Here is a 25242-nt window from a genome sequence, read left to right as displayed (position 1 = left end):
CGTCGCTGATAGCGCTACCAGCACGTCGTGACCGGCGCTGTCAAGGCCGCTCGGACCCGGTTATAGGCAGGCTCTCGATAAGGGCAACGCGGGAGGGTTCCGAATGGCATCGACGGGTCATGTTCTGTGCTTCGGCGAGCTGCTTCTGCGCCTGTCCGCGCCGGGGCGGGGACATCTGTTCCAGGAACCGCGGCTCGACGCCAATTTCGGCGGAGCGGAGGCCAACGTGGCGGTCGCGTTGGCGCGGCTGGGCGTGCCGAGCGCGATCGTGTCCGCCGCCCCCGACGATGCGCTAGGCGACGCCGCGGTGGAGGCGATGCGCAAGCACGGCGTGGATATGAGCCGGGTGCGGCGCGCGGCCGGACGGCTCGGCCTGTATTTCCTCACGCCCGGCGCCGGCCTGCGCGCGTCGGCGATCGTCTACGACCGGGAGAACAGCCTGTTCGCGGAGACGCCCGCCTACGCCTATGACTGGCCGACCTTGCTTCAGGGCGCGGGGCGGCTGCACCTCTCGGGCATCAATCCGGCGATCGGGCCACAGATGGTGGAGGTCGCGCTCGCCGCAATCGCCGCAGCCAACGAAGCGGGCGTACCGGTGTCGTTCGACGGCAATTTCCGCGCCAGCATGTGGGCGCGCTGGTGCGACGCCCCCTCCCCCATCCTCGCGCGACATATCGAGGGATGCGACCTGATGTTCGGCAGCCACCGCGACATCGCGCTGCTGCTCGGCCGCGACTTTCCCGGCGCAGGGCCGGAGCGGCGCCGCGCCGCGGCGCTGGCGGCGTTCGAGCGCTTCCCCCGCTTGCGCTACATCGCCACCACCACGCGGCACGTCCGCAACGCCGACCACAACACGCTGTCCGCGCGCATCGACACACAAGATGAGGCCGTCGAGACGGGCGAGGTGGAGATCACCGGCATCGTCGACCGGATCGGCACCGGCGACGCATTCGCGGGCGGCGTACTCGCCGGCCTGCCGCACGGGCTGGAAGAGGCAGCGCGCACCGGCCTTGCCCTCGCCGCGCTGAAGCACGCGACGCCGGGCGACCAGAGCCTCACCACCCGCCGCGAACTCGCGACCTTCCACGAAGGCGGGCTGGACGTGCGGCGCTAAATCCTCCCCTACAAGGGGAGATGGCAGGCCGACGCCCTGACGGAGGGGTGTCGCCCTCTCGACAGCGGGTCATCCCTCGTCGCTGCGCGCCACCTCCCCTTGCAGGGGAGGATTAGCGGGGTCACCCCTCCGGTGCTGCGCACTCCCCTTCGAGGTATGGAATGGTGTAGGGCCATCCGCCCCGACCCTTAGGAAATCTCCGAGTGCCCACCGTTCACGTCAATGACGTCGATCTCTATTACGAGGAAGCCGGCGATCCGCGGGGACCGGTGGTGCTGCTCGTGATGGGACTGGCGACGCAGTTGATCGCGTGGCCCGATCCGCTGATCGCCGCGCTGGTCGATGCCGGCTACCGCGTCGTCCGCTACGACAATCGCGACGTGGGCCTGTCGACGCGGCTGGATGGAACGCCGGCGCTGCATCCCTTGTGGGTGCTGGGCGCGAGCCGGCTGCGGATGCCGTTTCCGCTCGCCTACACGTTGCGCGACATGGCGGCGGACGCGGTCGCGCTGCTCGATGCGCTGGGTGTGGAGCGCGCGCATGTCGTCGGCGCGTCGATGGGCGGGATGATCGCGCAGCATATCGCCGCCGGCTGGCGCGAACGGGTCGAAAGCCTGACGACGATCATGTCGTCCAGCGGCGCGCCCGGCCTGCCGCCGCCCAGCCCGGCGCTGATGCGGCGGCTGGTGATGCGCTGGCCGGCGACCCCCAGCCGCGACGAGGCGGTGGCGGCGACGATCGCGACGCTGGCGCTGATCTCCCATCCCGAAGCCGCGCGCGATGTCGAGGCGCTGGCATTACAGGCGACGCGCGCGGTCGATCGCGGCCATTACCCGGTCGGCGGGCGGCGACAACTGGCGGCGATCATCGCCGACACCGGGCGGCCGGTGCTGCTGACGCATATCGTCGCGCCAACGCTCGTGATCCACGGCGCGGTCGATCCGCTGATCCCGCTGGGGCACGGCGAGGACCTCGCGCGCCGGATCGAGGGGGCCAAGCTACTGATCGTGCAGGCGATGGCCCACGATCTGGCCCCCGCCGCCCTGCCGGAGGTAACGTCAGGGCTGCTCGATCATCTGGCCGGTAGCGCACCCGCGACGGGCTCGCCGATCAGTGCGCGGGCGGTGCGGTAGCAATCCTCGACATGCGCGTCGCCGGCCAGCTTCATCGCGCCGAAGCTGATCGTCGCCGCCACCGCCGATCCGATGAACGGCACGAACTTCGCCACCGACGCGGTCGCGATCCGCACGCCCATCCGGCGCAAAACTGCCGTCACCAGCTTGCGCGTGACGATGCGGCCGATGAAGGTGTTGCCGGCACTGGTCGCGAGCACCAGCACCTGCTGCGCCATGTTCGGCTCCATTTTTTGCACCTGTTCGTGGTTCAGCCCGAACTTCGTGCTGATCGCGGGCAGCAGGTTGGTCAGCAGGCCGATGTCGGCGACGATGTCCGCACCGGGGATCGGCACCACCGCCGCCCCCGCGGACGCGAGCGAGCGCTTCGTCACCAGCGTGTGACATTCGGCGCGGATACGGTCCAGCTCGGCAAGGTCGCGGATCATTGGGGACTCCAGAACAATCGATGCCCGTTCCAACGCACACGCATCGACTTCGGCTCGCCGCCCTTAGGCAACCCTGTCCTGCCTGCGCGCGACCCCGCGACTGATTGAAATCAAGTAATTGGAAAGATTAGTTTTATCGTAGCCGCGTTTGGAACCCGCGACCAACCGCATGCGCTATCGACCCTGTCTGTTCCAGATCAGCATGGGAAATCCGATGGCCGACCTTGCGAACCCGCAGAGCGACGACGCGCCGCTCGATACCTCCAAACGCAGCGCTGCGCCGGCCGATGCCGCGGGCCGGTTACCCGAGGGCCAAGGCGACAGCTTCGCCAATGCCACCGTCACGATCGGCAAGCCGGTGGCGGAAGTATTCGCCCACTTCCGCGACTTCGCCAACCTGCCCGGCTTTATGGAGAACGTCGTCCGTATCGACGTGCTCGATCGGCAGCGCTCGCACTGGGTGGTGAAGGCCCCCGGTGGCGGCACGGTCGAATGGGATGCCCGCGTCACCGATGAGGCGGAGAACGCCTTCATCGCGTGGACCAGCGAGGAGGGCGCGGACGTACCGAATTCCGGCCGCGTGGATTTCCGCGATGCCGGCCAGCGCGGCACGGTCGTCAGCGCGACGATACTCTACGACCCGCCAGCGGGCATCGTCGGCAAGATCGTCGCCAAGATGTTCCAGCGCGAGCCCAAGATCCAGGCTCGCCGCGATCTGACCCGCTTCAAGCAATTGCTGGAGACGGGCGAGATCGCCACCCCTGCGATGAACCCCAAGCAGTTCGAGGAGATGGGACTGTGAAAGCACTCGCCTGGCACGGTAAGCACGATGTTCGCATCGACAACGTCCCCGATCCCGAGATCGTCAATCCGCGTGACGCGATCATCAAGGTCACGTCGACCGCGATCTGCGGATCGGACCTCCACCTCTATGACGGCTATATCCCGACGATGCAGGCCGGCGACATCCTGGGCCATGAGTTCATGGGCGAGGTGGTCGAGGTCGGCTCCAGATCGACGCTGAAGAAGGGCCAGCGCGTCGTCGTGCCATTCACGATCGCGTGCGGCGAATGCTTCCATTGCGGCAAGCATCAATATTCCGCCTGCCCCAACGGTCTGCCGGCGGACAATCAGGATATCGCCCGCGAACTGTACGGCACGGAGATGTCCGGCCTGTTCGGCTATTCGCACATGACGGGCGGCTATGCCGGCGGTCAGGCGGAATATGTCCGCGTGCCGTTCAGCGACGTCGGCCCGATCGTCATCCCCGACGGTGTCGAGGACGACAAGGTCCTGTTCCTCAGCGACATCCTGCCCACCGGTTGGCAGGCGGCGGAATATGCGCAGATCGAACCGGGCGATACCGTGGCCGTCTGGGGCTGCGGCCCGGTCGGGCTGTTCGCGGTGCAGTCGGCGTTCCTGATGGGCGCGGAGCGCGTCATCGCGATCGACCATTATCCGCACCGTCTGGAACTCGCCAAGCGGTTCGGCGCGGAGACGCTGAACTTCAAGGAAAGCGCGACCTACGAAGCGCTGATGGAGATGACCGGCGGCATCGGTCCCGACGCCGTCATCGATGCGGTCGGGCTGGAGGCGCACGGCCTGTTCGTCGACAACGTGGTCGATCAGGTGAAGGCGTCGCTGTTCCTCGGCACCGATCGCCCCCATTCCATCCGTCAGGCGATCATCGCCTGTCGCAAGGGCGGGCGCGTGTCGATGCCGGCGGTGTACGGCGGCTTCGTCGACAAGTTCCCGCTCGGCGCGTTCATGGAGAAGGGCCTGACGCTGAAGACCGGCCAGACCCATGTCCAGCATTACCTGCCCGGCCTGCTCAACGCGATCATGGAGGGGAAGATCGAGACCGAGTTCCTGATCTCCCACCGCATGCCGCTGAACGACGCGCCCAAGGGCTACAAGATGTTCCACGACGAGCAGAACGAGACGACCAAGATCGTGCTGAAGCCCGGCATGGTCGCTGCTTGATCTCTACGCTGACAGGAGACTGATGATGGCTGACAGATACGCGATCGTGACGGGTGCCTCGACCGGCATCGGCTTCGAACTGGCGACGCTCGCCGCGAAAGACGGTTACGATGTGCTGATCGTTGCCGACGAGCCGCTGATCGAGGCGGCGGCGCAGGACCTGCGCCAGTTCGGCACCGAGATCACGCCGGTAGAGGCGGACCTGTCGACGTTCGAGGGTGTCGACGCGCTCTTGGCCGCCACCAACGGCCGCCGCATTAACGTGCTGTGCGCGAATGCGGGCAAGGGCCTCGGTCACGCGTTCCTCGACCAGAGCGTCGAAGACTGGAAGCGGGTGATCGACACCAACATCGTCGGCACGATCTACCTGCTGCAAAAAGTCCTGCCGGCGATGGTCGCGCGCAACGAGGGCAAGGTGCTGGTGACCGGATCGATCGCCGGCTACATCCCCGGCTCGTTCCAGGCGGTCTACAACTCGTCGAAGTCGTTCATCGACTATTTTACCGATGCGCTGCGCAACGAAATCAAGGATGCGGACGGCGTAACGATCACCACGCTGAAGCCCGGCCCCGTCGAAACCGAGTTCTTCGACCGCGCCGACATGCTCGACACCTCGGTCGGCCAGTCGGACAGCAAGAGCGATCCCGTCGACGTCGCGAACGACGGCTGGAGCGCGATGAACAAGGGCGAGGCTTCGATCTTCTCCGGCTGGAAGACGAAGCTGCAAGGCGCGATGACGGGCATCACGCCAGCGGCGGTATTGGCGGAACAGCACCGCAAGATGGCCGAACCGGGTTCGGGCGAGGGGTAACCCGACGCTTCTTCTCCCCCCTGCTTTCCTGACCCATCTCGCTTCTGACAGTCTGAGTGTGAAGACGCCGATGGGTAATGCGGCCGATGATCGGGAGGGAGATGGCCGCGGTCATCGGCTGCATTTGTGTAAACAGACTCTCAGAAAAGGGAGAGCGGACGAAGCCGTCAGCCGCCTTCGGCGCGTTCGATGTCGGCGCCAACGGCGGACAGTTTTTCCTCCAGCCGTTCGTAGCCGCGGTCGAGGTGGTAGATGCGGCTGACCTGCGTCTCGCCCTCGGCGGCGAGACCGGCGAGGATCAGGCTCATCGAGGCGCGCAGGTCGGTGGCCATGACGGGCGCGCCCGTCAGCTTGCCGACGCCGCGAACCACGGCGGTCCGGCCCTGCACGAGGATATCCGCACCCATCCGCGCCAGTTCGGGTACGTGCATGTAGCGGTTCTCGAAGATCGTCTCGGTCAGCACGCTCGCGCCGTCAGCCAGCGTCAGCATCGCCATGAACTGCGCCTGCATGTCCGTCGCGAAGCCGGGGAACGGTGCGGTCGTCAGCGTCAGCGGGCGCAGCGGATCGGGCGCGGAGACGCAGACCGATCCGGGCTTGAGCTGGATCAGCACGCCCGCATCCGCCAGCGCCGACAGCGTCGCGCCCATGTCGCCCGCATCGACCCCCGTCAGCTCCAGCGAGCCGCCGGTGATGGCGGCGGCGCAGGCATAGCTACCCGCCTCGATCCGGTCGGGCATCACGCGGTACGTCGCGCCGTGCAGCCGGTCGCGGCCCTCGATCGTCAGCGTCTCGGTGCCGATCCCGTCGATCGACGCGCCCATCGCGACGAGGCAGCGGCACAGGTCGACGATCTCCGGCTCGCGCGCGGCATTTTCGATCACGCTGGTGCCGCTGGCAAGCGAGGCCGCCATGACCACGTTCTCGGTCGCGCCGACCGACACGACGGGGAAGCGATAGCGGCCGCCCTTCAACCGGCCGCCGGGCGCGGTCGCCTTCACATAGCCTGCCGCCATCTCCAGTTCGGCGCCGATCGCCTCCAGCGCCTTCAGGTGCAGATCGATCGGACGGTTGCCGATCGCGCAGCCGCCGGGCAGCGACACCCGCGCCTCGCCACCGCGACCGAGCAATGGCCCCAGCACGAGGATCGACGCGCGCATCTTGCGAACGATGTCGTACGGGGCCTCGGTCGAGGTCAGCGACTTCGCGTGGATCGTCATCGTGCGGCCGAACTCGTCGGGGCGCGTACCCTCGACCGCGGTCGACGCGCCCAACTGGTTCAACAGATGGCCGAACCCGTCGACGTCGGCGAGACGCGGAAGGTTCGAGAGCACCAGCGGCTCGTCGGTCAGCAGCGCGCACGGCATCAGCGTCAGGGCTGCGTTCTTCGCGCCGGAAATGGGCAGGCGGCCGGACAGGCGATTGCCGCCGCGGATCAGGATACGGTCCATCCGTCACGCTCTATCGCGCACGGCGCGGGGTGCAAGAGCGGTGCGCGGCCGTCCGTCGCAGCGGCGGCTCTCCACCCCGCCGTAACACACGGAAAAACGCGAGAATTCCGCCGATCCCCCTACGGTTGATCGACTTTAATGCATCCGCGCCGACCTCTTGCCTAATTGGGTCGATTACCGGGGGGATTGGTCTCTAGTGCCGCACAGTTGTTTCGCCGACCGTCTCGGCGACCTGATCACCTTGACGCCCGTCGAACGTGCCGCGTTGTCGGCGTTGGAGGATCGGGAACGCCGCCTGCGGCGCGGAGCGATCCTCATCAGCGAGAATGATCGCCTGTCCGAACTCTATATCCTGAAGCAGGGCATGATGATGAGCTACGTCCTGCTCCACGACGGGCGGCGGCAGATCCTGCGCTTCCTGTATCCCGGCGACATGATGGCGATGTCCGCGCTGGCCTTTGGGACGTCGCCGGAGACGATGATGGCGTTGACCGAAGTGGTGGTCGGTTCGTTCGACCGGGTGGTGCTGGCCAAGCTGCTGGCGGATCATCCGCGAATGGCGAGCGCGATAATGGCGCTGGACCAGATCAAGCGCGTGTCGCTGACCGACCGGCTGGCGGCGATCGGCCGAACCTCGGCGAAGGCGCGGGTCGCCGCGCTGCTGCTCGATATCCGCAACCGTCTGCGTCGAGGAGATCCGGCGATCGCGGACAGCTTCCATCCCGGTATCACGCAAGAGGAGATCGGCGACGCGACCGGGCTGACCGCGGTCCACGTCAACCGCATGCTCCGACAGTTGGAGGAAGAGGGGCTGATCGCACGCGACGGCGGCCGCTACACGTTGCTGAACGAGCAGCGGCTGGTGCGGGCGGCGAGTTATGTCGACCGGTATGCGCAGGCGAATCTGGGGTGGTTGCCGGCGGCGGAGTAAAGGTTTTGGCGTCGAGAGCGCAGAGTACCTGACCCAGCCCCTTTCGACGCGGAGGGAAGCCTGAAAAATCAGGCGGCTACGCCCTACGCCTTCTCCAGCGTGCACTGGAGCGGGTGCTGGTTCTGGCGGGCGAAGTCCATCACCTGGCTGACCTTGGTTTCCGCAACTTCGTAGGAGAAGACGCCGCAGACGCCGACGCCGCGCTGGTGGACGTGGAGCATGACGCGTGTTGCCTCTTCCATGTCCATGCGGAAGAAGCGCTGGAGGCAGAGGACGACGAACTCCATCGGCGTGTAGTCGTCGTTCAGCATCAGCACGCGGTAGGGCGTCGGCTGCTTCGTCTTGGCGCGGGTCTTGGTAGCGATGCCCGTCCCGGTATCGTCACCATCGCTGTCTCGGCGCTCGGCCATCGTCGGCGTCATCGCGAAGGATGCGCCGGTAGGTGCGGGCCAGGTCGCCGTGGCAGCCGTCATGAGGGGGGTTTCGATCAGTCGCTGCATGGGAATGCGGGATATGGCACCGCGCCGCCACGGGGCAAGACCCGACATCGGGTTCCGTGCATCGCGATGCGACGGAACGGCACCTGCATCACCCCTCGTCGGGGCGAGAAAGGGCGGGATCACGAAAAAGGGCGGCGCATCGCTGCGCCGCCCCGTTCCACAGCCGGGCGAGCCCGGACCTCGTTTCAGAGGCCGGGCGAACTCGGCCAAGGTGCCAGTTACGCGGCGACCTTGATCTTCTCGGCAGCGACCGCGATGCGGTTCGAGATCGGCTGTGCGACCTCGCCGGCCAGCTTCAGCGACGCTTCGGTCGACTTCGAGGTGTGCGCCATCATCGCATCGAACGCCGAGCGGGCGTAGTCGGCCTGCAGCTTCATGAACTCGGCCGGCGACTTGACCGACGACAGCGTCTTCATCGCTTCCGAAGCATGTTCGAACGACGACTTGGCATAGGCGACGGCGTCCTGGCTCATCGTCTCGATGCCGCGGGCGGCGATCTTCGACGACTCGACGAGCGCCTCGACATTGCCCTTGCCGAACTCGGTGGCGTCGGCGAACAGCTTCTGGCCCTTTTCGACCGCACCCTTGCTGCGCTCGGTCATGTCGGTGAACACGGCCTGGGCCTTGGCCGAGGTGTCCTGAGCGGCGTTCTGCGCGTTATCGATGACGGTAGCCATGACGGGTTCCTTTGCTTCGGTAGTGGCGGCCGGTGCGGCCGTTGGGGTGGTCGCGACCGGTGCGGGCGCGGGAGAAGCAGGTGCGGCAGGCGCCGCCACGGCTTCGATGATCGGCGCTGCCACCGCCTTGACGGCATCAGCGACGGATGGGGTGACCGGCTTCGGCGCCGGTGCGGGTGCCGAGGCTTTCGCTGCGGGCATCGCGGCTTTCGCGGGCGACTTCGGCGCGATGGACTTGGCTGCGACCGGCTGAGCCGCGGCAGGCATCGGGGCCGGAGTCGAGACGGGAGACTTTGGAGCCGCTACCGGAACCCTGGGGGCCCCGGCGGGCTTGGCAACGACAGGATTGGCTTCCGGTGCCTCGACGGTATTGGTGGCCGACAATGCGGGCGGCACCGAAGTCGGGCCGTCGACGCGCTTCAGCGCGGGCACCACGGGTGCCGGTCCAGCTGGAGTCGGCTTACGCCCACCTGCCTTGCGTCCAGTCGTCGCCATGCCGCACCTCTCCATTGCTGCACTGCACAAATGGAGGCCTAACGAAGATTTGTCAAATACAAATTGTGCAGTGCAGCAACAAAATTGTCATTTGGTGCGAACATATTGGCCGGGCGCCGGCTCCAGCGGAGCAAGTTTTCCCTTGCCGGGAATGCGCGCGCCCTTGGCTGGCACGTCCGCGTCATCGATGCCGCGCAGCCAGGCCAGCCAGTCGGGCCACCAACTCCCCTTCGTCTCGGTCGCCCCCGCCACGAAGTCGGACAGCGACTCGGTCTTCGTGTCGTTGGTCCAGTATTGATACTTGCCCGCGGAGGGCGGGTTGACGACGCCGGCGATGTGCCCCGACCCCGCCAGCACGAAGCGCAACGGCCCGGCGAAATGATGCGTCAGTTTCCAGACGCTTTCGGCAGGCGCGATATGATCCTCTCGCCCGGCCTGGACATAGGTCGGCGTCGTCACCGTCGTGAGATCGATCGGAGTGCCGCCGACCGACAGCGCGCCGGGCGTCACCAGCAAATTGTCGCGGTACAGATCACGCAGATACGATAGATGCCACTTCGCCGGCAGGTTCGTCGTGTCGCCGTTCCAGTGGAGCAGGTCGAACGGCGCATAATCCTTGCCGAGCAGATAGTTGTTGGTGACGTAGTTCCAGATCAGGTCGCGACCGCGCAGCGCGTTGAACGTCGCTGCCATGTAGCGGCCGTCGAGGAATCCGTCCGGCGACAGTTTCTCCAGCATCGTCAGCTGCTCGTCGTCGACGAAGTGCTGGAGGTCGCCGGCACCGGAGAAATCGACTTGCGCGGTGAAGAAGGTGGCGCTGGCGACCTTGTCCGCCCCGCCCCGCGCCGTCTCCACCGCCAGCGTCGCGGCGAGCGTGGTGCCGGCGACGCAATAGCCGACGGTGTGGACCGCGGGCACGTCGAGCAGGTCGCGGACGGTGTCGATCGCATCGACCTGCGCGGCGACGTAATCGTCCCACATCACGTCCTTCATCGTCGCGTCGGCGGATTTCCACGACACCATGAACACGGTGATGCCCTGCTCCACCGCCCAGCGGATGAAGCTCTTCTCCGGCGTCAAATCGAGGATGTAGAAGCGGTTGATCCACGGCGGGAAGATCAGCAGCGGCGTCGCCAGGACCTTCTTCGTCGCCGGGTTATACTGAATGAGTTCGTACAGGTCGGTGCGCTTGACGACCTGACCCGGCGTAGCGGCGAGGTTGCGACCGACCTCGAATGCGGAACCGTCGGTGTGCGTCATCTGCCCGCGGCCCATGTCCGCCAGCATGTTCTGGAGCCCCTTGAGCAGATTCTCGCCGCGCGTCTCGACCGTCCGCTCCAGCACCGCCGGATTGGTCAGCGCGAAGTTGGTCGGGCTCATCGCATCGACGAAGCCGCGGGTGGCGAAGCGAAGCTGCTCTCGCTGCTTCGGATCGATACCGTCGATCGCGTCGACGCCGCGCAGCATGTGGTCGGCGATCGTGTTGTAGCTCTGACGGATCAGGTCGAAGACCGGGTTCTCGCGCCATTGCGGGTCCTTGAACCGCTTGTCGCGCGCCTGTTCGGGGGTTTCCGCGGTCGGCGGCGCGCTGGTGGGATCGAGAAACCGCTGCCACAGCGTCAGACTGTCGGTCCAGAAATCGCGGGCCCGCTCCAGCGTGGCGGGATCGTTGAAGCCGGGTATGGTCGGCAGCGCGGCGATGCCCTGCTCCATCATCATCTGCTGCGCACGGCCGAGGACCCATGTCCAATGCTGCATGTCCTTCAGGGTCGGCTGCTCGGGTGCGTCGGCCATGCGCGGTCTCTCCTCGATCCTGTAGACGGGCGTAGTGCATTCGCAGTTCCACGTCAGCTTTCGCGACGGGCCGCTTCGCTGTAGATGCGTCGGCGAAAGGTACTGCCATGACCGACCCGTCCGACGATTTCTATCGCATGAAGCGCCTGCCCCCGTACGTGATCGCGGAAGTCAACGCGATGCGGGCGGCGGCGCGCGCGGGCGGCGAGGACATCATCGATCTCGGCATGGGCAATCCCGACCTGCCGCCGCCCGAGCACGTCATCGAGAAGCTGATCGAGGTGACGCGCAAGCCCGACGCGCATGGCTATTCACAGTCGAAGGGCATTCCCGGACTGCGCCGCGCGCAGGCGAATTACTACGGGCGACGGTTCGGGGTCGAGTTGAACCCGGAGACCGAAGTCGTGGTGACGATGGGATCGAAGGAGGGGCTGGCCAGCCTCGCTACCGCGATCACCGCGCCGGGCGACGTCGTGCTCGCACCGAACCCCAGCTATCCGATCCACACCTTCGGCTTCATCATCGCCGGGGCGACGATCCGCGCGGTGCCGACGACGCCTGACGAAGCGTATTTCGAGAGCCTGGAACGGGCGATGGCGTTCACCGTGCCGCGGCCGAGCGTGCTCGTCGTCAACTACCCATCGAATCCGACGGCGGAGACGGTCGACCTCGCCTTCTACGAGCGGCTGGTGGCGTTCGCGAAGGAGCAGGGCCTCTGGATCCTGTCCGACCTCGCCTATTCGGAGCTATACTACGACGGCAATCCGACGCCTTCGATCCTGCAGGTCAAGGGCGGCAAGGACGTCGCGGTCGAGTTCACGTCGCTGTCCAAGACGTACAGCATGGCCGGCTGGCGAATCGGCTTCGCGGTCGGCAACGCTAAACTGATCGCGGCGATGACGCGGGTGAAGTCGTACCTCGATTACGGCGCGTTCACGCCGATCCAGGCGGCGGCGTGCGCGGCGCTGAACGGGCCGCAGGACATCGTCGAGAAGAACCGGGTGCTCTATCACAAGCGTCGCGACGTGCTGGTCGACAGCTTCGCGCGCGCCGGCTGGGACATCCCAAGCCCACGCGCGTCGATGTTCGCCTGGGCACCGTTGCCGCCGGCACTGGCGCATCTGGGGTCGCTGGAATTCTCGAAGCAGATGCTGACCGAGGCGAAGGTCGCAGTCGCGCCGGGTGTCGGATATGGCGAAAACGGCGAAGGCTTCGTCCGCATCGCGCTGGTCGAGAACGAACAGCGACTGCGTCAGGCGGCGCGGAACGTAAAACGGTATTTGGCGTCGATGGGGGTGAATACCCCGGCGCAAGGGGCGGGGTGAAGCTGCGAAACCACGATCACGATCGGTGGCGTTTGCCGGTCTTTCTCCTGTCGAAGGCCATAAGAACGCTACCGTCGCAGGCTCAGCATCAAGGCGCCGGTGAACCAGACCGGCAATCCGACGATGATGATGCTCGTCGCGAAGGGTTGAGTTTGCGGCTCGGGCCAAGAGAAGAAGTTTGAACGCGGCCTCGGCACCGCCGCCCATATCCGTCCGCAGATAGGCAAGGCCGCGCTCGGCTTGGCTAACGACGATGTTGGGCGCATATCCGCCGGCCCCGACCTTTACGTTCCGCTAGGTGTAGGACGCGACGGCCGGGCTGTCCGGAAAATCGGCGGATGCGCGGTCGCCGTCAGCGCCAGCGTCATCGTCAACCATAACCTAGCCACGCGCGCGATAGCGGAAGTTGCGGAACCTGGCCCGGCCGTCTCCGGCTGCGAACACGCCCGGCCTGAGGCTGAGGAAACCGTCGGCGACGTTATGATTGTACCCGGCTACCTCCACCGATCGATCCTTGGTCCAGTTCCGGCCGTCGCGGCTGTAGAAGAACGTCACGACGTTCTCGTCGTTCACGGCGCGGATGTGCAATCGCGTCGCGTCGATCCTGGCTCCCGGCGGCCATCGCTCCTCCTGACCGATCCGGTACGCATGGAGTTGCCTGGGCCCGATGGCCAAGCCGCAGAAGAGCTTGTCGTTGTAGAAGAGCGTCACCCCTGCGGTGCTGGTTCCCAGGATCTCGACCTCCACCGACAGCTCATACGAACGGTCTCCTGCCACGAACAGCAAGGGTGAACTGTTTGCCGGCCCCACCCCCTGCCCGGCCAGCGTCAACACTCCCTCGTCGACGCTCGCCCGCCTCAGATAATCGCCCTTCGCCGGATCGAAGAACTGCATCTTGGTGCCGAACATGTCTGGCGAGAAGTTCGATAGCGTTGTTCCATGCGGTCCGGGCAACCCGCCCCGTGGCGCGGCGATCGGCGTGGATAGGTCGCCGCCCGCGGCGCGCGGCCACCCGTCTTCGGTCCACGTGATCGGCTCCAAAAGCATCTGGCGGCCGAGTGTGCGGAATCCGTTCTCATAGCCGTGATACGCCAGCCACCAGCTTCCGTCGGGTGCCTCGACGGCTGTGCCGTGCCCGCGCGACCACCACGGTTCGTCCCGGCTGAGCGTGCGGACGACGGGGTTGTGGGGGCAGTTCTGCCACGGCCCGTCGATGGAGCGCGATCGCGCGACCACCACCATGTGGCTGGTCGGCGGTCCTGCCGTCCCGCCCTGTCCCGAAATCAGATAGAACCACTCGCCCCGGCGCAGGACCTTCGGCCCCTCCAAGGCGAAACCCTCGATCACATAGTCGTCGGGGATCGGCCAACCTGAGTAGACGTGCTCGACCGGCCCAACGGCGGACAGGCCGTCGGCGCTGATGCGGACCCGGCGACCGCCATTGAAGAACAGGTAGCGCTGACCGTCTTCGCCGACCGCGTGGCCGGGATCGATGAAGCCGTCCAGCTTCATGTCGATGGGCTCGCTCCACGGCCCGCTCATGCTCGACGCGTGGATGACGAACGTCTTTTGTGGGCGCTCGGAATCGTCGAGCGTCGGAATGTAGATGAAGTAGCGGCCATCATGTTTGGCGATATCAAGCGCCCAGACGATGCCGATGTTCGTGCGGAGCGCAGCCGCGATGGGCGTCCAGTCGATCAGGTTGCGCGAATGCCAGATCGGAATGCCGGGATAATATTGGAAGGACGAGAAGGTAGCGTAATAATCCGCGCCGTCCTTCAGAATGCTCGGGTCGGGCCGGTCGCCCGACAGCACCGGATTGACGTATCGCCCATCGCCCAGACTGGCTCGCCTTTGTCCCTCCATCCCCGGTCGTCCGTGCAGGCGGGGTGCGCGGTCGCACGCCACCGCGTCGGGGCGCGACTGCCCGGCGGTCTCGGCTGGTATCGCCGCAGCCCCCGCGGTCGCCAGCGCGAGGGTCAGGGCTTCACGGCGCGAAGGATGCATGCTGGAGTTCCGGTGTAGAGAGTCGATAGTGTGGGATACTCCCGCCGACGCGCCCCGAGCCCGAATATCGGGCTGAGAAGTACTGCGCTTCCGCTAGAAGACCGTCTGCGGCAACGCACGGACAGCTTGGGGCGTCAGTCCCAGCTCGACGAGCGTTTTGGTTGCGCCCGGTAGCACCGCGTCGTTGAACCCAGTACCAGCAACGTCGTGAAACGTGCCGTGACAGCACGCGGAGCGAAGATCGAACTCGTCCACCGACGTCCTCAACCGCGCCAGAATGTCGGCATAACCCAGCGCACGCGGAACGCACGCCCCCGGCAGAAAGATCGATCGGCTCACCCGCGCGCGCGCGGTCGGGCAAGACGGTTCGCGCCAACGCTCGCTGTGCCTGCGCCGCGCACCCCGGCGGCCCGGCGTTCGTCATCACTACCGCAACTGGGAGGTGCCGATATGTCATCCACGTCATGCAGCGTTCGCCAGATCGGCGCGACAATGCCGGTCAATGAACGCGTCGTGGCGTGGCATCGCCGCGGCGGTCTTGGCGATCATGTCGCGCAGGTGGTGCATGAAGCGTCCCGCTTCCTCCACCGGCAGCGTATCGACCAGCGGGTCGTAAGAAGTCGGTGCCGGCTCCTGACCGGCCAGAACCGCGATCCAGCTGTCGTCGGTGAACAGCCCGCCCTGATCGCGGATGACGCGCGCCCGGCTGCGCCACAGTGCGATCTTGCCCGACAGCGAAGCCGGAATGTCCATCGTCCGGCAGTGGTTCCAAAAGGGAGAATCGTCGCGGGTGGTGGCATGATAGTGCAGGATGATGAAATCTCGGATCTGCTCGTATTCCAGCCGCAGCAGCCGGTTGTATTCGTCGCGCTCGGCGCTGGCGAACCCCGTATCTGGGAACAGGCTCAACAGGCGCGAGATGCCCGACTGCACCAGATGGATGCTGGTCGACTCCAGCGGTTCCAGAAAGCCGCCCGCGAGCCCGAGCGCGACGCAGTTGCCCTCCCATAGCCGCTGCCGGACGCCCGCGACGAAGCGAAGCCTGCGCGCATCCCCCAGCGCCGCGCCGTCAAGGCCGCGCAGCAGATCGTCCTCGGCCTGCGCTTCGTCCTGAAACGCGCTGGCATAGACATGGCCGTTGCCGACGCGGTGCTGAAGCGGGATGCGCCACCGCCATCCCGCCGTACCGGCGGTGGCGCGGGTGTAGGGCAGCAACGCGGCGGTACTGGTACTCGGCACCGCCAGCGCCCGGTCGCAGGGCAGCCAATGCTGCCAGCTGTCGAACGCCACGCCCATCGCATCGCCAAGCAGCAGCGATCGGAAGCCGCTGCAATCCACGAACAGTTCGCCGTCGATCCGCCGCCCTCCGTCGAGCACGACCGCAGCGATATGACCATTATGCTCCGATCGCTCGACGGCCGTGACCCTGCCCTCGATCCGGGTGACGCCGGTCCGTTCCGACAGCTGCCTCAGATAGCGCCCGTACAGCCCCGCGTCGAAATGAAACGCGTAGCCTAGCGAGGCGAGCACGGTGGCCGGGTTGTCCGAAGGCCGCGTGAACCGGCCCGCGTGCGCGGCGACGGCGGACAGGCAATATTCGTCCAGCCGGCCGACATCGCCGGCGGCGCCATCGATCCGCGACTGCCGCAGCCAGAGCTGGTGGAACTTCACGCCCTCGACATCGCGGCCGTGCGTGCCGAACGGATGCATGTACCGGTCGCCGATGCGGCCCCAGCCGACGAACTCGATGCCCAGCTTGAACGTCGCGCGGGTGGCGCGGACGAATGCGTCCTCGTCGATCCCGAGCAGGCGGTTGAAGTCGTGTAGCGACGGGATGGTCGCCTCGCCGACGCCGATCGTCCCGATGTCTTCGGATTCGACCAGCGTGATCGCGACTCCGGCGGCGGTCAGACGGGACAGCGCGGCAGCGGCCATCCAGCCTGCCGTTCCTCCACCGACGATGACGACCTTGCGGATCGGTCGGGGTACGTCGGCGCTCACGCCGCGGCCCGGCGCTGGCCGAAGCGATGCGACCGGGCATATTCTACCAGATCCCGGTTCGACGGCAGGTTCGCAATGGCATAATCCGCCTGCCGCCTTACCTCCGCGAATGCCCGCCGCGCATCCTCATGATAACGGAGCGAGCCGGCCTTGGCGCTGAGATCGGTCTTCCAGCCCATGCCGTACAGGACATATTGCCAGCTCGGCTCGGTGAAGATGTCGATCTGGGCATCGATGTCGAGTTCGTTCGGCCACCGGTACCGCCAGCGATCGAGCATCTCATGGAGCGAGTCGGGGATCGACGCGGCGGCGACGTTGTCGCGCCAGAATTCGGTGTCGCGCCGTTCGGAGATGCAATAATGCAGCTTGATGAAGTCCAGCGCGCGTTCGTAGCGGCGGCGCAGGTTCAGGTTGAACTGCCGCGCCGAGGTCTCGTAATCGCCTCCCCAGGGAAACAGGTTGGCGATCATCCCGGCGGACACTTCGGCGAAGGCGATTCCGGTTGCCTCCAACGGCTCGAAAAAGCCGCTCGATAATCCAACGGCGACGCAGTTCTTGTGCCAGTTGGTTTCGCGATACCCCGCATCGAACTTGAACCGGCGCACCTCCGCATCGGCCCCTGCCGCACCCAGATAGCCGCGCAGCACGCGCTCGGCGGCCTCGTCGTCCGTGTGATCCGACGAATAGACGTGGCCGATACCACGGCGGCGATCCAGCCCGATGTCCCACGTCCATCCCGCCTGCTGCGCCGTGGAGATGGTGTAGGACGCGATCGGGTCCCGCTCTCCCGTGTACGGCAGCTGCGCGGCGACCGCCCGGTCGCAGAACAGCACGTCGCGGCAGGAGCGGAACGGGATGTTCATCGCCTTGCCGATCAGCTCGGCCCGGAAACCCGTGCAGTCGACATACAAATCGGCCGTCAGCGACCCGTTCCGCTCGGTCGAGACGCTGTCGATCGCGCCGTCCGCGTCGAGGCTCACCTGCGTTACGGTGTCGATCAGGTGCCGGACGCCGTTGGCGATCCCCTGCTCGCGCAGCAGCCCGGCCAGCGCGATCGCATCGAAGTGGAACGCGTAGTTGAGCGGCCCGACATAATCCTCGTGGCTCGGCAGCTTGGGCGCGCGTCGGGCATCCGCCGCCTTTTTCTGTGGATTGGAAACCTCGTCCCAGTTCTCGGTCCCGCCCTCGCCCAACAACCAATAGGGCAAGAGTTCGAGCCCGCCGCTGGAATCCGCGACCTGGAACGGGTGCGAATAATGGTCGGTCGCACCTTCGCCCGGTACGTTGCGCCAGTTCACGAACTTGGCGCCCTGTTTGAAGGTCGCGCCACAGCGGCGGACGAGGTCGGCCTCGTCGATGCCGATCGTCGCCAGCGTTCGCCGGATCGTGGGAAAGGTGCCTTCGCCGACGCCCAGGACGCCGATGTCGTGCGATTCCACCAGCGTGATCGCAACCCCGCCGGGCAGATCGGCACCGAGGCGCTTGGCGAGATACCCTGCGGTCAGCCACCCGGCCGTGCCACCGCCGACGATCAGGATCTGCTTTCTCATCCGCCTCTCCCGAACCGGTTTGACTGCCGTCGCCGTGACCGGGAACGCTCCCGGTTGCAGCGACGGTAGCCGATGTCCGTCAGAATGACAGATTGATGCCGGTACTGATGCGACGATCGCTCTGGAACCAGCTGCGACCGACCAGGTTGCCGCCCGGATACCCGCCCATCAACGTGCGCGCGGTCGCCCCGGTCAGGTTCGTCCCCTGCACACCGAACGAGAAGTTCTCCGTCACCTTGAACCGGACGCCCGCATCCAGCGTCCCGTACGAGGCGCTGTAGACCGGCAGCGCGATCTGGATCGGCGTCGCGGCGCCCGGTGTCGCATAATAGTTATACGTCGGGTTGGTGCCGTTGCTGTTGGTCGATTGCAGGTATTTCGACCGCCAGGAATAGGCGACGCGCAGGGAGAACGGGTTACGCTCGTATAGCAACGCGGCATTGGCGTTGTGTTTGGACAGGCCGACCAGTGGCGCGTCCGACCGGATCACGCCATTGATGTCCCGATACACGTCGCCGGGGTTCTTGCTGTCGATGAAGGTATAGTTCGCCTCGACGCCAAACCCGCTGATCGGCCCGTCGAACATATCGAGGAAGAAGCGTCCGCCGACTTCGACGCCCTTGATCGTGGCGGCTTTAGGCGAGTTGATGAAGTCCGAGGCGGCGGCGTTGACGATCTCGGTCTGGCCATTGGTGAACACCACCGGCACCTGCCGCGTCGTCAGCGAGAAGATCGGCAGGTCGGTCAGGCGCTTGTAGAAGGGCGCGATGTGGAACGTCGTGCCGCGCTCGCCATAATATTCCAGCGACAGGTCGAAATTGTTCGATATCGTCGGCTTCAGCAGCGGATTGCCCGTCTCCGCGGTAAAGTTCGTGAAGATGCCGGGCTGCCCCGCCACGGGGTTGTTCGTCGTCGCGACACCGACGGAGCCGGACGAACGCAGCGCGTTGAAGCTCGGCAGGTCCAGCGTGATGTTATAGCCGCCGCGTAGTTTCACGCGATCCGAAGGCGAGAAGACCAGATTGACGCTCGGCAGGACGCGCGTGAAATCGGCCTTGCCGCCGCGCGCAATGAACTGCGTGCCCAGCGACACGGTCTGGCCGTTGCGAATGAACGTATTGCCATTCTGCTGGATGAAGCCGCTGCCTTCGTTCTCGATATGGACGACGCGCACGCCGACATTGCCGGAGATGCCGTTCGCCGTCCCCTGCGGACCGAAGCGAACGAGGGCGTAGCCAGCCATGTTCTCCGTACGATTGTCCACCTGATCGCCCGGCAGGATGAAGCCCGGCTGCCGGATACCGGACAACCCGCCATAGCCACTGCGCGGCAGGGGACCGGATGCCGAGCAGTTGGATTCGGTACCCGGCGGGCAGAAGCCGGCCGGCGGTGGCGTGACGAGACCGGTGCGGTCCTCGTTGAACCGATCGGCCAGGCTTTCGCTCGCGAACAGCAGGCTACCCGGCAACAGCGCCTCGCCACGGAAGAAGTCCTTAAAGGCATGTGCCGACACATCTCCGGGCGCGGCGTTCGCATAGGTCAGCTGCGGATCGCCGTTCCAGCCACGGCCCAGCGCGGTCCAGTTATAACCGTTCTGGAGGTCGCGCTCCGTCCGCTTGGCGTAGCGCCCACCGACCTTGATCGACCGGAAGAAGCTATCGTCGAACTTGTATTCCGCATCGAGCTGGGCCGTATCCAGCCGACCCCTGTTGCGCTCGTTGTGGGGCATCGATGCCGACCAGAAGTAGTTGGCGGGATCTGCGAACGATGCCTGAGTGGCAGGGCTGACGCTGATCTGCGGGAGATCGCCGGTCAGGTCCATGCCGAACGCCGGCCCGAAACTGACCTCGCGGAAGATGTCGATGCGATCGTAGATCTGCCGCGAATCGACCCGCTGGATCGAGCCGGTGATCGACAGCGGGCCACCCTCCGGCGCCCACGCGAAGGACAGCGAATAGTCGCGGGTGCGCGTATCGCTTTCCACAAAACCCTTGTTGCCGCTGCTCGTCACCTGCCCGCCGGGCAGGAATGTCGCCGGGTCGCGGTTGAACAGCGAACTCGTCTTCAGCAACAGGCCGTTTTCGTCGAAGGTGCTGGTCGCGGGGTCGACCGCCAGCGTTTGCGACGAAACCTGCGCCCCGTAATCGCTCGACTGGCTCTTGTAGCGCGACTGGAAGAAGCTGGCGGTGAAGGTCAGGTCGTCCGAGGGGGCCCACTGGGCCGCGCCGTAGATGCCGTTGCGGCGGTACTGGAACGCCTCATCACCATAGGTGAAGCCGCCGGGGATGAACCGGTCCGCGCCGCCGACGTTCGTCTTGAAATAGGGTTCGGTGCGGATGAACTGCGACAGCGAGCTGAACTGGCTGTACGCGATATCGGCGAGCAGGCCGATGCGACCGATCGGCGTGTCGAACGAGTCGGTGACCAGTACCGACCCCATCGGATCGGCCTTGTTCGCCATATCTCCAAGGCTCAGTTCCGCCGTGCCGGCGACGTGGAACTTGCCGTTGAAGTCGAACGGCATCTTCGTGCGCAGGTCGATCTGGCCGCCGGTGCCGCCCTCGATCAGGTCCGCGGTGGACGCCTTGTAGACGTCGACCGCCGCCATCAATTCGGGCGTGACGTCGCTCCACAGGATGGCGCGGCCGTTATTCGCGCTGAAAATTTCGCGACCGTTCAACCGAGACGCGACGCCCGTCAGCCCGCGCACCTGAACGCCGGACCCTTGAACGGAAAAGTGATCGGGATCGCCGAGCGCGGCGAACCGGACGATCGACACGCCCGACACGCGCTGCAGCACTTCGGTGATGGAATTGTCGGGCAGCTTGCCGGCATCATCGGCAACGACCGAGTCGACGATGGTTTCGCTGCGGCGCTTGCGCTCGGTCGCGGCTTCGAGAGCTGCGCGACGACCTGTGACAACGATGTCAACATCACCCGAAGAATCGGCCTGCGGTTGATTTTGTTCGGCTCCCGGCGCGGCCGCCTGCGTCGTATCCGGAGAGATGGCCTGCACTTCCGCCTGAGCCCAGGCTTGACCGCTGATCCCTGACGCCAACACGGCCATCAACGAGATGCCGGCTCGTGCGGTAGAGCGTCGACGAATTGGCGTCTGAACGTGCATTGAAACCCCTCTCCTAGCATTATCCGACCAGCGAACATGCTGGCCGTGCGCCTAGCGCATCGTCTCAGCGATGCTACCGCTACCATAATTAGTAATATCATTCACGATTGCAAGCGCCTTATACCAGTTGAAGTTGGCACCCTGCCGTTGCGAGAAAATCCACAGCCTTGCGTTCGCTGGTTTGCGGATCGCCCATCTCAGGCCGTGCCTTTCACGCGATCATATCCCTCATCGATCACCGCCTTCATCGCTAACCCGGCACCCGCCGCGTCGCGCTGCTCGATCGCATCGGCGATCCTCGCGTGAGTGGCCACCGTTTGAGCCATCGCGAAAGCGTCCAGCGGCGTGGTCAAGCCCAGGAAAGCTCGCAGCGCCGTCTCGACCACGCCAGCGAAGGATCGGAATAGCGGGTTGCCGGAGCCCAGCGCGATCGCGATGTGGAATGCCAGATCGGCCTCGCCGAAAGCACGCCGATCGGACCCGGCCTGCGCCATATCGCCCAATGCCTGCCTCATGGACCGGATGTGAACCGCCTGATGCTGTTCGGCCGCCAGCGCCGCCGCGGCCGGCTCCACGGCATACCGCATCTGTGCGAGGTGCCGGAGAAACGCCTGATCCAAGCCGACGCTGACGCGCCACGTTAGCAGGTCCGAGTCGAACCAGTTCCATGCGCTCGGCGGCAGCACCACGGTGCCAACCCGGCTTTTGCCGGCAATCAACCCTTTTGCGGTCAGGGTCTTCGCAACCTCGCGCACCAGAACGCGAGACACGCCGAAGCGCTCGAATAACTGTTCCGCTGATGGCATACGGCTGCCCGGAGGCCGAGCACCGGACAGGATCTCGGCAGCCAGCCTCGCGGCCACAGCATCGTGCCCGTACACCGACCGTGACCGGTCAAGAACGGTGTCCTCCGACATGATTTCGTCACTCCCACCACGATGCTCTCACAGGCACCATCGCTCGATCCAAGGATCATGTGGTTGCCTGGGGCAGCTTGACGGTAACGTTAACACAGAGAGCAGACGGTTGTCATGGCCCACCGGGTGGGGCTCTCTTTCTTCACAGCTTGTTCCGACAGTTAGCCCGAGGAGAATAGCTTCCGTCGGCCGAACCGTGGCACGGCTACTTTTGCTGTGCCGCCTGCTACCCGCCACCGCACGAGCTGTAGGATAAATCCGAAAGCTTTATTGACAGGATGGCCGTTGACGGCTTGATCGCTGCGCAAAAGCAAATCGTCGGCGAGGATATCAAGAATGCACATCAGCTTACACCAGGCGTGCGCCACGATCGCACTCTCGACAGCCTGCATGCCGGTATCCGCCGCCGTATCGCAGTCCGCAGTTTTGCCCGGCGTGACAACGATGTCATCCGTGGCGCATCCCCCGCAATGGCCGGTCCTGCCGCTGAAGCGACAACGTGATCCGAAGGTCGAAGCACGTGTCGAGGCGCTACTCGGAAAGATGTCGATCGAAGATAAGGTCGGGCAGTTGTTGCAGGTCGACATCGCCAGCATCACGCCCAAAGATCTTGAGACGTACAAGCTCGGCTCGATCCTGAACGGCGGCAATAGCGCGCCGAACAACGATGAGCTTGCTCCCGCGGCGGAGTGGCTAAATCTGTTCGATGCGTTCTACGATGCATCGGTGAAGCGCAGCGACGGTCGCCCCGTCGTCCCCGTGATCTGGGGCACCGATGCGGTGCATGGCGCCAACAATATCGTTGGTGCGACGCTGTTCCCTCACAATATCGGCTTGGGCGCCATGCGTGACCCCGCCCTGATCAAGCGAATCGGTGCGGCGACCGCCGCAGAAACCGCCGCGACGGGTATCGACTGGAGCTTCGCGCCCACTGTTGCGGTCGTTCAGGACGACCGATGGGGCCGTACCTATGAAAGCTATTCGGAAGATCCGACGATCGTCGCCGCCTATGCCGGCCAGATGGTCGAAGGCATCCAGGGCACGGTCGGACAGGATTTCATGAAGCCCGGCCACGTCATCTCGTCCGTTAAACACTTCCTGGGCGACGGCGGCACCGGCGGTCGCGATCAGGGCGACACCAGGGTTCCCGAAGCCGTCCTGCGCGATGTGCACGCGGCCGGCTACCTGACCGCCCTTCCCGCCGGCGCGTTGACCGTCATGCCGAGCTTCTCCAGCTGGAACGGCGAGAAGATGACCGGCAACAAGAGCCTCCTGACCGAAGTCCTGAAGGAGCGGATGGGCTTCGACGGCTTCACGATTGGCGACTGGAACGCGCATGGTCAGGTGACCGGCTGCACCAACGAGGATTGCGCGCCCGCCATCAATGCCGGGCTCGACATGTTCATGTATTCCGGTCCGGGCTGGAAGCAGCTCTATGCCAACACGTTGCGCGAAGCAAAGGACGGAACGATCCCCGCCACCCGTCTCGACGATGCGGTCCGTCGTATCCTGCGCGTCAAAGTAATCGCCGGGACGTTCGATGCGGGACGGCCCTCGTCGCGGCCAACCGCGGGTAAGTTCGCCCTGCTCGGTGCGCCGGAGCATCGGGCGGTTGCCCGGCAGGCGGTACGCGAGTCCCTGGTTTTGCTGAAGAACAACGGCAACGTCCTGCCTCTCAAGCCGTCCGCCAACATCCTCGTGGCGGGACGCGGCGCAGACAATATCGGACAGCAGGCCGGGGGTTGGTCGATCACTTGGCAGGGTACGGATGTCACCAACAAGGACTTCCCGAACGGCCAGTCGATCTGGTCGGGTATCGATCAGGCGGTCCGCGCCGGCGGCGGCAAGGCCATGCTGGCCGTCGACGGCACCTATGCTGCAAAGCCCGATGTCGCGATCGTCGTGTTCGGCGAGACGCCCTATGCCGAGTTCACCGGCGACCGCCCGACGCTGGAATATAGTCCGGACGACAAGAGCGATCTGGCGCTGCTCAAGAAGCTGAAGGCGGCAGGTATCCCGGTCGTCGCCGTGTTCCTGTCGGGTCGTCCGCTCTGGGTGAATCCCGAACTGAATGCCGCCGACGCCTTTGTGGCCGCGTTCCTGCCGGGAACCGAAGGCGGCGGTGTCGCCGATGTCCTGATCGCGGGCAAGGATGGTCGCCCTGCCAACGACTTTCGCGGCAAGCTGAGCTTTTCCTGGCCCAAGCGCCTCGACCAATACGTCCTGAACAAGCGCGACGCCGGCTATGATCCGCTTTTCCCGATCGGCTATGGCCTGACCTATGGTGCGACATCGACGCTCGCCAAGCTCGACGAGAGCCGGCCAGCCGTATCGGCGGGCGACCAGAACGCGCTGTTTGTTCGCGGCCGGGTCGTTGCCGGCGCAAGATTCAACAGCGGCGGGCCGCTGGCTCAGACGCGCACGGACCGCAGCGCGCAGGAAGACAGCCTCCGGCTCGTGTGGAACGGCAAGGGGAACGGCGAGGCTGCGATCGAGCAGGCGACGCCGATCGACGTCACGCGGGAGACGAATGGTCAGCTGAGCCTGATCGTCGACTATCGCGTCACTGCTGCGCCGTCCGCTCCCGTCACTTTGGGCATGGCCGATCCGGCGAAGTCGGCGACGGTGCCGCTCAACGGCGGGCTGACCAAGGGCGACTGGACGACGATTGCGGTGCCGCTGCGCTGCTTCGCCGATCAGGGCCTGAACATGAAAACGATCGTCAAGCCGTTCGCCCTCGCCACGTCGGGCACGTTAAGCATCGACGTCTCGGCGATCCGAATCGGCAGTGCGCCCGCCGGCCCGGTCAGGTGCGGCGTGAAGTGATCGAAGAATCCGACTGCAGCGGTTCACGCCCCGATCGATCGATTCCCGCTTAAATTTATGTCGGCGTGCTCGCGGCACGTCATGCTCTTGCAAGGAAATCCCATGCCGGTCTTCCCCCGTCAGCCTCTTCTCAAGGTCCTGCCGCACGCGCTGCTGGCGTGCACGTCGCTCGCGA

Annotated in this window: 21 protein-coding genes; 10 read left to right on the top strand and 11 right to left on the bottom strand. The window is 65.6% G+C overall.

Annotated features, from left to right (window positions below; all coding sequences use genetic code 11):
- Positions 1-103: 103 nt before the first annotated feature.
- Positions 104-1114 (top strand): sugar kinase, encoded by a 1011-nt coding sequence (locus tag ILT43_RS17100; protein WP_204200198.1) that lies wholly within the window; start codon positions 104-106, stop codon positions 1112-1114.
- Positions 1115-1317: 203 nt separating this feature from the next.
- On the top strand, positions 1318-2247 hold the full coding sequence (locus ILT43_RS17095; RefSeq protein WP_204200197.1) for an alpha/beta fold hydrolase: 930 nt from the start codon (positions 1318-1320) through the stop codon (positions 2245-2247).
- Here the strand turns inward: ILT43_RS17095 and ILT43_RS17090 are convergent.
- Positions 2187-2675, bottom strand: a complete 489-nt coding sequence (locus ILT43_RS17090; RefSeq protein ID WP_204200196.1) for a hypothetical protein — start codon at positions 2673-2675, stop codon at positions 2187-2189. The genes ILT43_RS17095 and ILT43_RS17090 overlap by 61 nt on opposite strands.
- 214 nt (positions 2676-2889) lie before the next feature.
- Between ILT43_RS17090 and ILT43_RS17085 the strand changes: the two genes are divergently transcribed.
- Genes ILT43_RS17085 through ILT43_RS17075 form a run of 3 tightly spaced genes read left to right on the top strand, consistent with a single transcriptional unit; the run spans position 2890 to position 5469 of the window.
- Positions 2890-3477, top strand: coding sequence for an SRPBCC family protein (locus ILT43_RS17085; protein WP_204200195.1), 588 nt, complete (start codon positions 2890-2892; stop codon positions 3475-3477).
- A complete protein-coding gene (locus ILT43_RS17080) occupies positions 3474-4658 on the top strand; it encodes an alcohol dehydrogenase catalytic domain-containing protein (RefSeq protein WP_204200194.1) in 1185 nt (394 codons plus the stop codon). Before ILT43_RS17085 ends, ILT43_RS17080 begins: the two co-directional genes overlap by 4 nt.
- 25 nt (positions 4659-4683) lie before the next feature.
- The gene (locus ILT43_RS17075; RefSeq protein ID WP_239475005.1) at positions 4684-5469 is read left to right on the top strand and encodes an SDR family NAD(P)-dependent oxidoreductase; all 786 of its coding nucleotides are present in this window, start codon (positions 4684-4686) and stop codon (positions 5467-5469) included.
- A 167-nt stretch (positions 5470-5636) separates the two neighbouring features.
- On the opposite strand, the gene murA is transcribed toward ILT43_RS17075, so the two are convergent.
- A complete protein-coding gene (gene murA, locus ILT43_RS17070; RefSeq protein WP_204200192.1) occupies positions 5637-6920 on the bottom strand; it encodes a UDP-N-acetylglucosamine 1-carboxyvinyltransferase in 1284 nt (427 codons plus the stop codon).
- Between the two features lie 196 nt (positions 6921-7116).
- Between murA and ILT43_RS17065 the strand changes: the two genes are divergently transcribed.
- Positions 7117-7851, top strand: a complete 735-nt coding sequence (locus ILT43_RS17065; protein WP_204200191.1) for a cyclic nucleotide-binding domain-containing protein — start codon at positions 7117-7119, stop codon at positions 7849-7851.
- 83 nt (positions 7852-7934) lie between these two features.
- On the opposite strand, the gene clpS is transcribed toward ILT43_RS17065, so the two are convergent.
- Complete coding sequence (gene clpS, locus ILT43_RS17060; protein ID WP_204200381.1) at positions 7935-8261, bottom strand: ATP-dependent Clp protease adapter ClpS; 327 nt, start codon at positions 8259-8261, stop codon at positions 7935-7937.
- Positions 8262-8569: 308 nt separating this feature from the next.
- Complete coding sequence (locus tag ILT43_RS17055) at positions 8570-9028, bottom strand: phasin family protein (protein WP_204200190.1); 459 nt, start codon at positions 9026-9028, stop codon at positions 8570-8572.
- On the opposite strand from ILT43_RS17055, the gene ILT43_RS17050 reads away from it, so the two are divergent.
- Positions 9027-9281, top strand: a complete 255-nt coding sequence (locus tag ILT43_RS17050) for a hypothetical protein (protein ID WP_204200189.1) — start codon at positions 9027-9029, stop codon at positions 9279-9281. The two genes, ILT43_RS17055 and ILT43_RS17050, sit on opposite strands and share 2 nt — an antisense overlap.
- Before the next feature lie 329 nt (positions 9282-9610).
- Here ILT43_RS17050 and ILT43_RS17045 read toward each other — a convergent pair whose 3' ends face one another.
- Entirely contained in the window at positions 9611-11317 is a 1707-nt protein-coding gene (locus tag ILT43_RS17045; protein WP_204200188.1) for a PHA/PHB synthase family protein, read from the bottom strand.
- A 107-nt stretch (positions 11318-11424) separates the two neighbouring features.
- Here ILT43_RS17045 and ILT43_RS17040 point away from each other — a divergent pair, with 107 nt between their 5' ends.
- Complete coding sequence (locus ILT43_RS17040; protein ID WP_204200187.1) at positions 11425-12642, top strand: LL-diaminopimelate aminotransferase; 1218 nt, start codon at positions 11425-11427, stop codon at positions 12640-12642.
- A 381-nt stretch (positions 12643-13023) separates the two neighbouring features.
- Here ILT43_RS17040 and ILT43_RS17035 read toward each other — a convergent pair whose 3' ends face one another.
- From ILT43_RS17035 to ILT43_RS17010, 6 genes are all read right to left on the bottom strand, one after another.
- Positions 13024-14649, bottom strand: a complete 1626-nt coding sequence (locus ILT43_RS17035; RefSeq protein ID WP_204200186.1) for a family 43 glycosylhydrolase — start codon at positions 14647-14649, stop codon at positions 13024-13026.
- A gap of 93 nt (positions 14650-14742) precedes the next feature.
- Positions 14743-14988 carry a hypothetical protein gene (locus ILT43_RS17030; protein ID WP_204200185.1) on the bottom strand — a complete coding sequence of 82 codons (246 nt, stop codon included), beginning with the start codon at positions 14986-14988 and terminating at the stop codon, positions 14743-14745.
- Positions 14989-15111: 123 nt separating this feature from the next.
- Complete coding sequence (locus ILT43_RS17025) at positions 15112-16650, bottom strand: tryptophan 7-halogenase (RefSeq protein WP_204200184.1); 1539 nt, start codon at positions 16648-16650, stop codon at positions 15112-15114.
- Positions 16647-18200: a tryptophan halogenase family protein gene (locus ILT43_RS17020; RefSeq protein WP_204200183.1), complete on the bottom strand. Its 1554-nt coding sequence runs from the start codon at positions 18198-18200 to the stop codon at positions 16647-16649. Before ILT43_RS17020 ends, ILT43_RS17025 begins: the two co-directional genes overlap by 4 nt.
- 79 nt (positions 18201-18279) lie before the next feature.
- Positions 18280-21216 carry a TonB-dependent receptor gene (locus ILT43_RS17015; RefSeq protein WP_204200182.1) on the bottom strand — a complete coding sequence of 979 codons (2937 nt, stop codon included), beginning with the start codon at positions 21214-21216 and terminating at the stop codon, positions 18280-18282.
- 305 nt (positions 21217-21521) lie between these two features.
- A complete protein-coding gene (locus tag ILT43_RS17010; protein ID WP_204200181.1) occupies positions 21522-22241 on the bottom strand; it encodes a FadR/GntR family transcriptional regulator in 720 nt (239 codons plus the stop codon).
- Positions 22242-22519: 278 nt separating this feature from the next.
- On the opposite strand from ILT43_RS17010, the gene ILT43_RS17005 reads away from it, so the two are divergent.
- Together ILT43_RS17005 and ILT43_RS17000 are read left to right on the top strand one after the other, a co-directional pair.
- Positions 22520-22744: a hypothetical protein gene (locus tag ILT43_RS17005; RefSeq protein WP_204200180.1), complete on the top strand. Its 225-nt coding sequence runs from the start codon at positions 22520-22522 to the stop codon at positions 22742-22744.
- Positions 22686-25067, top strand: a complete 2382-nt coding sequence (locus tag ILT43_RS17000; protein ID WP_239474987.1) for a glycoside hydrolase family 3 protein — start codon at positions 22686-22688, stop codon at positions 25065-25067. Before ILT43_RS17005 ends, ILT43_RS17000 begins: the two co-directional genes overlap by 59 nt.
- Positions 25068-25242 lie beyond the last annotated feature (175 nt).

The organism is Sphingomonas longa, from assembly GCF_016892685.1.
Lineage (GTDB): Bacteria > Pseudomonadota > Alphaproteobacteria > Sphingomonadales > Sphingomonadaceae > Sphingomonas > Sphingomonas longa.
This window is presented reverse-complemented; position numbering and strand designations above follow the sequence as displayed.